At 67.9% G+C, this 10968-nt stretch carries 8 protein-coding genes; 1 reads left to right on the top strand and 7 read right to left on the bottom strand.

The annotated features are described in order from the left end of the window. Positions 1-2: 2 nt before the first annotated feature. From AOM45_RS35745 to AOM45_RS35765, 5 genes are all read right to left on the bottom strand, one after another. Positions 3-812: a carbohydrate ABC transporter permease gene (locus tag AOM45_RS35745; protein WP_030468553.1), complete on the bottom strand. Its 810-nt coding sequence runs from the start codon at positions 810-812 to the stop codon at positions 3-5. Further along, a complete protein-coding gene (locus AOM45_RS35750) occupies positions 809-1738 on the bottom strand; it encodes a carbohydrate ABC transporter permease (protein WP_030468554.1) in 930 nt (309 codons plus the stop codon). The genes AOM45_RS35745 and AOM45_RS35750 overlap by 4 nt, the downstream gene beginning before the upstream one ends. After that, entirely contained in the window at positions 1738-3039 is a 1302-nt protein-coding gene (locus AOM45_RS35755; protein WP_030468555.1) for an ABC transporter substrate-binding protein, read from the bottom strand. Before AOM45_RS35755 ends, AOM45_RS35750 begins: the two co-directional genes overlap by 1 nt. After that, on the bottom strand, positions 3036-5168 hold the full coding sequence (locus AOM45_RS35760) for a glycoside hydrolase family 36 protein (protein WP_201780125.1): 2133 nt from the start codon (positions 5166-5168) through the stop codon (positions 3036-3038). The genes AOM45_RS35755 and AOM45_RS35760 overlap by 4 nt, the downstream gene beginning before the upstream one ends. Positions 5169-5342: 174 nt before the next feature. Beyond that, entirely contained in the window at positions 5343-6359 is a 1017-nt protein-coding gene (locus AOM45_RS35765) for a LacI family DNA-binding transcriptional regulator (protein WP_051783723.1), read from the bottom strand. Between the two features lie 287 nt (positions 6360-6646). Between AOM45_RS35765 and AOM45_RS35770 the strand changes: the two genes are divergently transcribed. Further along, the gene (locus tag AOM45_RS35770; protein ID WP_059362866.1) at positions 6647-7717 is read left to right on the top strand and encodes an IS110 family RNA-guided transposase; all 1071 of its coding nucleotides are present in this window, start codon (positions 6647-6649) and stop codon (positions 7715-7717) included. A 1019-nt stretch (positions 7718-8736) separates the two neighbouring features. Here AOM45_RS35770 and AOM45_RS35775 read toward each other — a convergent pair. Further along, positions 8737-9933: an HNH endonuclease signature motif containing protein gene (locus AOM45_RS35775; protein WP_059362869.1), complete on the bottom strand. Its 1197-nt coding sequence runs from the start codon at positions 9931-9933 to the stop codon at positions 8737-8739. Positions 9934-10358: 425 nt separating this feature from the next. Further along, positions 10359-10907 carry a TetR/AcrR family transcriptional regulator gene (locus AOM45_RS35780; RefSeq protein WP_162185726.1) on the bottom strand — a complete coding sequence of 183 codons (549 nt, stop codon included), beginning with the start codon at positions 10905-10907 and terminating at the stop codon, positions 10359-10361. Positions 10908-10968 lie beyond the last annotated feature (61 nt).

A 10968-nucleotide genomic window follows, 5' to 3' on the forward strand; every position in this document is an offset into this window, starting at 1 on the left:
GATCACTTGACGGCACCACCGGTGATGCCGGAGATGATCTTTCGTTGGGCGACGGCGAGCACGACGACGAGCGGCAGGCTCATCAGCACGACGTAGGCGAAGATCAGGTGCCAGTTGTTCAGGTACAGCCCGGCACTCGCCACGCGGAACAGGTTCAGCGGCAGGGTGTCGAGCCGGCCGCCGACGACGAAGAACGCGTAGAACACGTCGTTCCACACGTACAGGCAGATCAGGATCGTCGCGGTGGCGAGCACCGGCCGCAGTAGCGGAAGGACGATCCGCCAGAACACCATCACCGGGCCCGCGCCGTCGATCTGCGCGGCCTCCTCCAGCGCCGGCGGGATCGTCCGGACGAAGCCGGTGACGAAGAAGATCACCGTGGACAGGTAGATCCCCGTGTAGACACCGATCATGCCGATGGCGGAGCCCGCGAGCCCGAGCTGGCGCAGCAACAACACGACCGTGACGACCGCCGGTGGCAGCACGATCCCACTGATGCCCAACGCGTACAGCACCGCGTTCAGCCGGGTCGCGCGGCGGGCCAGGACCCACGCCGCCATCGACCCGAACGTCAGCAGCAGGGCGACCGTCGGCACGACGACCAGCAGGCTGCCGAAGAACGCGGCGGGCACCTCGCCCTCTGTCCACACCTGGCGCAGGTTCTCCAGCAACTGCCAGTGTTGCGGCAGTGAGAGATCCGGGTTGAGCGCCTCGCCCTGGGACTTCCCCGCGGTGACCACGACGAGCCACAGCGGGATGCCGATGACCACGAGCACGAGCGCGGTCACCGCGAACGGCTGGGCCTTCCTCACAGCGCCGCCTCCCGCCCGCGCAACGTCCGGATCACCGGGAACGCCAGCAGCGCGACGAGCAGGAACAGCACCAGGCTCATCGCGGTGGCCTGGGCGAAGAGGCCCTGCCCGAACGTGCGGTAGATGAAGATGTTGAGGATCTCGGTGGTGCGCGCCGGTCCACCGCCGGTCGTTGCCTGGACGATGTCGAAGCCGTTCATCGACCCGAGCAGGGCGGTGGCCACGTTGAACGTCACCGCGGGCGCCAGCAACGGGAACTTGATGCTCCAGAACGCCTTCATCCGCGACGCGCCGTCGATGCGCGCCGCCTCCACGAGGTCCTCCGGGATCGTCTTCAGGCCCGCGAGGTAGATGAGCATCGACAGCCCCATCCACTTCCACGCGTGGATCACCGCGACCACGACGATCGTCCAGGTGGTGTCACCGAGCCACGCGTAGTCGATGCCGAGCAGGTGGTTCAGACTTCCCTGGGGTTTCAGCAACGCCTGGAAGATGTAGCCGACCGCGAGCGCGGACATCAGCACCGGCACCAGGAAGAAGATTCGTGCCACGCGGTTGAGCGTCGTGTCGCGCTCGAGCAGCACCGCCAGCCCGAAGCCGAAGAGGTTCTGGAACAACGCCACCAGCACGGCGTAGACGAGCGTGATCCGCACCGCGCGCAGCAACGTGCCGTCCGACGCGAGCTGGGCGAAGTTGTCGAAGCCCACCGGGTTGATCGCGCTCTTGAAGCCGGACCAGTCGGTGAACGCGTAGACGAAGTTGAACACCGTCGGCAGGAAGAAGAAGACGAGCAGGATGGCGAAGGCCGGTGCCAGGAACCACATCGGGTGCGTCTGCCGCCTGATGTGGTTGCGGCGCGGCGGTTCCGGCACGGGGAGCGGCCGCGCCGGCGACCGCTCCCGCACCGCTGAGGAGGTGACGGACATCAGAACCCCGGTGCCCCTGCCGCTTTGGCCAGCTGGGCGAACTGGTCCTGCGTCGCCTTCGCGACCTGCTCCGGCGTCATCGTCCCGGCGATCATGTCCGCGAGGTTGATGTACAGGTCGGGGTTCGCGACCGCCAGCGCCTGCATGGAACCGACCGCGGTGCCCAGCGACGCGTGCACGTCGAGCAGCGCCTTCGGCACACCGGCCGGGTTGGCGACCGCGGGCTGCAACGAGACGGTCTTGCGGGCGTTGACGAACTCCTGGTAGCCGGGGCCCGTCCAGTACGACAGCAGCTGCCTCGCGGCGGCCTCGCGCTTGGCGTCACCGGTGCGGAACGCGACGAGGGCGTTGGACTGGTCCGGGATGAACGTGCCGACGTTGCCGGACGGCGAGATCGGGAAGAACCCGATCTTCTTGTCGAGCGTCGCGGTGTCGGACTTGGCCTGCAGCTGCCCGAAGAACGAGTTCACCTGCACCGCCATCGCGGCCTTGCCGTCGAGCAGCGCGGCACCCTGGTCCTCGAACTTCGCGGTCTTGATGTCGGCGTTGAACAGTCCCTCGTCGATCAGCGACTTGTACTTCTTGATCGCGTCTTCGACCACTGGGCTGGTGAACTTCTCCTTGCCCGTGTTGATCTTGTCCCAGAGGCCGCTCCTGGCGGCGTCGGCGAGCTGGACCTGCACCCACCACTGCGTCGCCCAGCGGTCGCCCGCCATCTCGAAGAACGGCGTGACGCCCTTGGTCTTGAGCGCCCTGGCCTTGGTGATCATGTCGTCGAAGTTCTTCGGCAACTCGGTGATCCCGTTGGCCGCGAAGACTTCCTTGTTGTAGTAGACGCCTTCGACGGCCGGGCTGGTGACCAGCGCGGCGTACCGGGTGCCGTCGAGGATGCCGGTGATGTCCTTCAGCTCCGGCGCGAGCTTCCCGAGCCAGGGCGCGTCGGTGAGGGGCTGGAGGTTCGTCTTGGCGTTGATGGCCGTGAGCATGGACGCGGTGGGCTGCCAGAACGCGAGGTCCGGCTTGTCACCGGTGGCGACCTTGGTCTGCACGCCCTGCTCGTACGGGTCCGGGATCGTCACGACGTCGACGTCGGCCCCGGTCGCCTTCTCGAACGCCGCCACCACCTGCTCCGGCACGGTGTTGCTGTTCTGCGCCGCCCAGACCGTCAGCTTGACACCGCTCAGTGACGCGGTGGGGTCGGCCCACGAGACCGGGCCGCCGGCGGCGCTGTCCGCGCCGGGGTCGCTGCACGCGGTGAGCCCCAGCAGGAGGGCTGCCGCAACGCTGATCCAGCTCTTCATCGGGTGGATCCTTCGGGTGAGGTGGTCGGGGACGTGGTGATCCGGTACAGGCGGGCCGAGGCCGGTAGTCGTTGGGCCGTCAGGGTCAGATCTTGTCCATCCCAAGTGGACGTCCACTCGGGAAGATCACGTGGGTAGAGCACTTCCAGATCGATGTCACTGTTTCGCAGGTGCGGCAGCGGCAACGTGACGCTCTCCTGGTCGCTGTCGCGTTGCCACACCGCCAGGTAGGTGACGTCACCGGAGGTCAGCGCGAGGCTCAGCCAGCTGTCGTCCCACGCCGGCAACCCCCGTGGCCACAACGGAACCGAGGTCGCGAGATCCGCCCGGATCTTCTGGTGGACGCGCACCGCGGCCCGCACGGACTCCAGCTGTGTGGCCGTCATGAGGTCGAGACGCCCCGACAGGTACAGCCGGCCGAGCATCCCGGTGCAGAGCGTGAAGGCGATCTCCTCGTCGGACATGTCCGGCTGCGGATAGGCCCAGCTCGCCGACTGCTCCGGCAACAGCGACATCGGCGCCGCCACGGCGATCGGCGGGTAGCGCAGGGGGTCCTGCTGGTCGCTGGTCGACTGCAGCTGCATCCTGGCCATCATCGCGTAGTCCATGCGCATGGCCCCGGACGCGCAGTTCTCCAGGATCAGGCCGGGATGCCGGTCGAGAACACCGTCGAGCCACGCGAGGTGCGCCCGGTTGGCGGCGAGCAGGCCCGCACCGGGGCTGTCCGACGCCACGTCCGTGCCGGCACCGGCGTCGATGTTGTAGTCCAGCTTGAAGTACCCGATGTCGAGCTCGCCCACCAGCCGGTCGACCACGTCGTCGAGGTGCTTCGTGGCACGGGGATGGCGCAGGTCCAGGTGGTAGCGCCCGTGCTCGACGAGCCGGACACCACCGCGTTGCAGGAACGCCGCCTCGGGAAGGCGCTCCGCCATCGGACTGCGCACGCCGATGACCTCGGGCTCGAGCCAGAGTCCCGGCACCAGGCCGAGGTCGCGGATGTGCGCGATCACTTCTTCGATCCCTCGCGGGAACCTGGTCTCTGACGGCTGCCACTCACCGACGCTGTCCCACCAGCTCGACCCGTTGTCGTACCAGCCGGCGTCGATGCAGAACACCTCCGCACCGGCCGCCGCGGCCGCGTCGACCAACGGCAGCAGCTTCTCCGTGGTGGGATCACCCATGATCGTGTTCATGTAGTCGTTGAACACCACCGGAAGCGCGGCCCGGTCCCGGTGCGGGCGCACGATCTCGCGGCGGTGTTCCGTGAGCGCGGCGATCGCACCGTCCACACCGGACCGCGAGACCGACACCGACACGGGCACGGAGGTGAAGGACTCGCCGGGCAGCAGCCGGCGCTGCCACTGGTGGTCGATGTCGGTCGGCCCGAGCAACGCGAGGTAGGCGCCGTCCAGCCGTTCGGCCACCTCCCATCGCCAGGGCCCGTTGTGCTCGATCTGCCACAGCCAGGCCTGATTCGTCCGGCGGTCGACGAGACCACCGGTCGGCAAGACCGTGCCCGTGGACCACGTGCCGGTGCTGACCACCTTGAGGCTGCCGCGCCCGTCCTGGCCGTGGAGTTTCAGGTTGAGGTCGGACACGGCGTTCTCCCGCAACGGCCGCCGTGTCCAGCGCCCCTCCCCGAGCCACTCGCTGTCGGCCCGCACCACGTCGAGGTCCTCGATCTTCGCGGGGAAACCGGCCGCGAAGGAGGTGAGGCCCAGCAGGGTCAACGACTCCGGACCGCTGTTGGTCACCGTGGTGGTGATCTGGCAGGCGGCGACCCCGTCGACCGAGCGAAACACGGTGCGCGCGACCAGCCCGGTCTGCTCGTCGCGCAGGTCGACGTGGAGCTCGCTCCACTTGCCGTCGGTGCGGCGGGCGGAACCCGCGTAGACCATGCGGCGGCCGACGGCGGTTTCGGAGAAGCGGTGGGAGACCCTGGCTCGGCCGTGGCCCGCTACGAGGACTTCGACGAGAGGTTGGGCGATGAAGGGCCGGCCGCTGCCGGCGGGGTCGCCACCGGCCGAGAGCGAGCGCACGGCGACCGCTCCGTCCGGGGCCACGTCCAGCACGAGTTCCAGCGCCGAATGCCCCCAGGTCACGCCGGTGCTGGACTCGATTGAGATCACTGTCGCCCCATTCCCGCTGGTCAATTCGGTGTGACCGGTCACATCGTCGGCACAGTGTGAGCGCTAACACAACGGCCGCGAAAGGGTGCGTTACCCAGTTGTTACAGCGGAGGAGCGGCGGGCTCGTGGGCGACCAGTCGCGGTGGAGTCACCCACCACGACGCACTTCCCCGATCACCGCGGCGGCGCCGTCGACTCCCGCACCACCAGCGACGGCGGCGCCAGCGAGATCACCTGCCGCGGCTCCCCCGCCAGTTCCGCGGCAATGGCAGCCAGGCACGCCCGGCCAAGTCCCACGAAGTCCATCCGCACGGTCGTGAGCGCCGGCGTCCAGTAGGCGGCGCCGGGTACGTCGTCGAAGCCGATGATGCTCACGTCTCCCGGTACGTCCCGGCCGGCCTCGTAGAGTGCGCGGCGCACTGCCAGGGCCGTGTCGTCGTTGCCGCACAACACCGCCGTCACGTCCGGGTCGGCGGCCAGGCGGGCACCTGCGAGGTAGGCCGAGCGGACGTCCCAGCCCGCGGTCAGCACCTCGGGCACCGGGACGTTCGCCGCTTCGAGTGCGGCGCGCCAGCCCGACTGGCGGGCGCTCGTGCCGCTCTCCGACGGGATCGCCACGTGGTGCACCGTGCGGTGGCCCAGTTCCAGCAGGTGTGCGGTCGCGTCGACGGCGGCCTGGCGTTCGTCGAGGAAAACCGTCGACCGCGAGACGCCGGGAAGTCCACCGGCTTCCGTGGCGGCCACCGCGGGAACTTTCGCCGGCAACGCGCGCAGCACTTCAGCGCCGGCCGTGTCGAACGCGATCACGACGACGCCGCCCGCGTCGGGATCGCTCACGTGCTCGACCGCGTGCTGGACGTCGGCCGGCTCGTCCGACTCGACCACCCGCACACCGACGGCGAAGCCCGCTGACCGCGCGGCCTCCTCTATGCCCTGCAACGTCGCGGCGTAGCCGTACAGCGTGGTGTTGGCCACCACCACCGTCACGGTGTTCGACACGCCCAACCCCAGCGCGCGGGCCGCGCGGTTCGGGCGGTATCCCAGGCGCTCGATGACCTCCAGCACGTGCCTGCGGGTGTCGGCGTTGACCCGCGGCGAGTCGTTCAGCACCCGTGACACGGTCTGGTACGAGACGCCGGCGGCGGCCGCGACGTCCCGGATGCTCAGCGTGGCGGAAGATCGTCGTGTCACGCCGCCAATCGTGATCGCTGCCGGTCGCGACGTCAAAGTCCGGCAGACCGTCACGGACCGTCCTTCCTGGACGGCGGCTCGAGCTGGCGTCGGTGTCGTCCGCTTGAGCGCGTCGTGTCGCCTTGCGTTGGTGGTCGCTTTGGGTTGTATGACGAGCCGGGTCATTTCATCGCCGCTTCGCGACGATTGCGATTGGGGCTTGATGCGATGAAGGAGCGGGGCCTCGCTCCTGGTGGGTCCCGAGCGGACACTCGGGTTGCCTAGTTCTCACGCAAGGGAGGCCCCTGGTGTCTAAGTATGACGGGAAACAGTTCGTCGGGATCGATTTGCACCGGTCTCGTTCGGTGATCGTGCGGATGACCGCTGAGGGTGAGCGGCTGGACGCGGTGCGGATCGTGAACGATCCAATGGCGCTGGTGGCCGAGATCGGCAAGGCCGGTGAGGCGCCGGAGGTGGTGCTGGAGGCCACGTACGGCTGGTACTGGGCCGTGGATGTTCTGGCCGGGGCTGGCGCGCGGGTGCATCTGGCGCATCCTCTGGGGATCAAGGGTTTCACGACCCGGCGGGTGAAGAACGATGTGCGGGATGCCACGGATCTGGCGGATCTGCTGCGGATGGGCCGGTTGCCGGAGGCGTGGATCGCCCCGCCGGCGGTGCGGGAGTTGCGGGAGCTGGTGCGGTATCGGTGCCGGTTGGTCGGTCGGCGGTCGGGGTTGAAGGCGGGTGTGCACGCGGTGCTGGCCAAGCAGGGCCTGCGGCTGCCGGTCACCGATCTGTTCGGGGTGCGGGGGCGTGCCCTGCTCGCGGCGGCTCCGCTGGACCCGGTGTTGCGGGCCAGGGCGAACTCGCTGTGCCGGCTGATCGAGGCGTTCGATTTCGAGATCGACACCGTCACCGGCCTGCTGCTGCGCCGGGCCGCGAAGGACCCGGGCTGGGCGGTAATCCAGCAGGTCCCCGGTATCGGCCCGATCCTCGCGGCGGTGATCGTTGCCGAGATCGGGGACGTGCACCGGTTCGCCGGGCCGCGGCAGCTGTGCTCGTGGGCCGGGCTGACCCCGAAACACTACGAGTCCGACCGCACGGTGCGGCGTGGTCACATCACCAAGCAGGGCTCGCGCCTGCTGCGCTGGGCGCTGGTCGAGGCCGCCCAGAAGATCCCCGCCAGCGCGGGCTGGCCAGTCGCCACCCGTGACGGCATCCGCCAGCGCCGCGGTCGCGGTATCGCCACCGTCGCCGTCGCCCGCCGACTGCTCACCCTGGTCTATTTCGGCCTGCGGGACGGGCACATCCGTGCCCTGGACCCGCGCGCCACCACCAGTTCACCGGACACCACCAGTTCACCGGACGCCGCGGCATGAGCTGCGGACCTGGTCGTGACCGGACGCGGATCGCCCGAAGTCTGACCCCCACCACCCGGTGGCGTGGTCGTGGTCTTGATTGACCCCGCCCGGTCACGGTCGCACCCCACCACGCACACACCTGCGAATAGATGACCGGCAACCAGGCAACTGGCCTGCCACCGGGAACAGACCCGGCACGGTGAACGCGACCCCACACAACAAGCAGAGCCTGTTTCCGGCTCGAACAGCGTGACGCGTCCAGCGACGGCGTCAAGACCCTCCGGCCCCCTCCCGGGGGCGGCCTGCGGCCGGTCATTGACCCCGCCCGCCGGACACGCCTGCCCACAAACAGCCGAAAACCCCGAAAACCAACCCTTACAAGGGGACTTGACCGGCCCCGCTCCTTCATAGATGACTTCGGGGCCCTTGCGAGGCGCACATCGGCCTTGAAAAGCCGGGCATAAGGAGCCCGGCCGATCCAACCAGCATAGCACCTCGCACCCAAAGTCAAGCCCCAATCGCATTCGTGCGTGGTTGCGTTTGCTGGTTGGCTCACCTCATTACCGGTTGCCCGCGTTCGCATTTCCCTGTCCGGCTCGGCGCCATCGCGGTTGTTGGGGGCTCGGCTTCGCCGTCGTGGCGTTGGTGGTGGGAGATTCGGCTCGGCGCCATTGCGGTTGGCGGGTACTTGGCTTTGCCATTGCCGCGTTGCGGTGGGCGATTCAGCTTGGCTGCGCTATTGCCGGTTGGCTTCGGCTTCGCGAGATTGGTCCCCATTGGACGTGACCTCATTGAATTGACCCCGCGGAACTGTCTCCACGCGGTAGACGTATCACGCGGGAGGAAGAACCCGTCGCCCATGTAGGCGTTGGCCGGTCAGTGTTGGCGAGGCACCTCGGCGTGGCCGGGCAGCGGTGACGGCGGTGCCTGTCCGTGGGCATGGCGGCAGGCGTCAACGTCGCCTCGCCGTGCTCAGGCGTCGTTGATCAACACCGCCTCACAGGTGGTCAGGCAGCATCGCTGTGCATGCCTCACGGTCAGGCGATGTTGATCGGGTTGCGTCTTGGCTTTTGTTGGGGGTCGAGCCAGTCGGGTGCGTAGAAGGTCGGGATGCCGTTGACCAGCTTGACGTTCCACTTGCTCTGGTGGATGAGTGTGTGGTGGTGGCGGCAGAGCAGGACGGCGTTGTCGACGGAGGTGTCGCCGCCGTTGGCCCAGTGCTGGATGTGGTGGGCGTCGCACTGCCGTGGTGGTCTGCCGCAGCCCGGGAAGGCGCAGCCCCGATCCCTGGTGACCAAGGTCCGGCGGATCGCAGCCGGGAAGGTGCGGGTTTTGCGGCCGACGTTGAGCGGCTGGCCCGCTCCGCCCAGGACCATCGGGATGATGCCCGCGTTGCACGCCAGCTCACGCACCTGCTCGACCGGGACGCGGTCGCCGTTGTCCAGAGTGGCGTGGCCGACCTGGTTGGCGAGATCCTCGTAGTCCATGGTCAGCGTCAGAGTGACCGGTTCGCCGCCGTGTTCGGGCAGCTGGTCGGCGCGCAGCATCAGATCGACCAGCTCGGCCAGGGCGTCGCCTTCGCGTTCCTCGCGGGAGCGCAGGTCCGGGCCCTCGTCGGCGGTGGTCGGTCGGGGCTTGGCCAAGGGATCGAGCAGCGCCTCGTACTTCGCGCCGGTCACCTTGTCGAGCTTCGCGCGGATCTCCAGTCGCCCGTTCTTCCAGAACATCGAGTGCTGATTGCCCAGCGGCGCAGGCTTGGGGTCGCGCGGCTCCGGGTCGTTCTGGTGGATGGTGTAGGCGAGTTTCGTGCCCAGACGGCGGACCGTGACGGGCTCGAAGTCGCGGGCGTAACCGACCACGTCGGCTTCTTGCTCGGCGGGCACGGTCTTCATGACCTCGGCCACCACCGCGACGTGCTCGATCGACAACGCGCCCTCGGCCACCGCCTCCGCCGTCAGCGGAAGCTTCGGAGCGAGTTCACTGCCGGTCGGGGTGATCTCATTGGTCAGCAATGCGGCATTGGCGATCCACCGCCTTGCGGTGGAAAGATCCCAGCGGACAGCGTGCCGCAACACCTGCGGCAAATCCCTGTAACCCAGCTCGCTGGCCGCTCCACGCCGTTCGAGTTCCGCGATTTCCTGCATCACCTCGTGCTCGCGCACCCGAATTTCCGTCACCTTGCTGACGACGCTGCAAAGCAGCTCGTCGGTGGACAGGAGGCGGATCTCGATCACGTGTTCTAATCTACCGCAAGATCACGACAAGATAACGGTAAAAGCCGGACACAATCGAGTGAATCACCCAGCCGCGCCAACCCGCCCCCACCGGGAACGCGATGCCGAAGGCGAGCCGAACAGGGCTGTGCGAACGCGGGAAACCGGTAATGACGGAAGCTGACCAACAAAACGCAACCACGCACGCTTGCGATTGGGGCTTGACTTTGGGAGCGAGATGCTAGCCTTTTCGGACCGGGCGGGTGCGGAGCATCCGACCTTTTCCGCCCGACACAGCGCCTCGCAAGGGCCCCGAAGTCAAGCCCCAATCGCAATCGTCGCGAAGCGGCGATGAAATGACCCGGCTCGTCATACGACCCACGCGCCCACCAACGCAAGGCGACCGGATCGCAGAAGGTGACCCCTCCGCTGGAACCCGCAGCAAGCTAATGAGCCCCGACCAGCTTGCGGCCGAACTCGCACGCCTCCTCGATCACCAGGTCCGGCGGGATCGACTTGTCGTGGTGGACGACGTAGTCGAGCACGCCGTGGATCGCGCCGTAGAGCAGGACGGCGTTGATCTTCGGCCGGTCGATGGAGAAGGCACCGGCGTCGGCGCCGTCGCTCAGCAACGTCGACAGCATCAGCAGATGGCGGTTCGCCGCGGACACACCTGTCTGCACGTCCGAATCCCCTGGCGCATGGGCGAACAACGCGTCGTGGAGATGCGCGTTGTGCATGTAGGCGTTGATCATCTCCACGATCCACGCCTCCAGCCTGCCGACCCAGTCGTCCTCCGGCAGCCGGGACAACAGCAGCTGCTGCTGCGTGATCAACCGCTCCACCACGCGTTCCTGCAGTGCGGTGATGACGTGCGCCTTGGACTGGAAGTAGAGGTAGAACGTTCCCTTCGCGACACCGGCCGCTCCGGTCACGTCGTCGACCGTCAGGCCTGACAGTCCTTTCGAGACGATGATCTGTTCCGCCGCGTCCAACAGTTGACTGCGTTTGTCCGTTGTGTTCCGCGCTGCCGTCATCCTCATCCTCACGCCCACC

This window comes from Lentzea aerocolonigenes (assembly GCF_000974445.1).
Classification (GTDB): domain Bacteria; phylum Actinomycetota; class Actinomycetes; order Mycobacteriales; family Pseudonocardiaceae; genus Lentzea; species Lentzea aerocolonigenes.

Excerpts from the sequence above, each read along its gene's own strand:
- AOM45_RS35750 (WP_030468554.1), bottom strand. The coding sequence starts at position 1,738 with ATGTCCGTCACCTCCTCAGCGGTGCGGGAGCGGTCGCCGGCGCGGCCG.
- AOM45_RS35755 (WP_030468555.1), bottom strand. The coding sequence starts at position 3,039 with ATGAAGAGCTGGATCAGCGTTGCGGCAGCCCTCCTGCTGGGGCTCACC.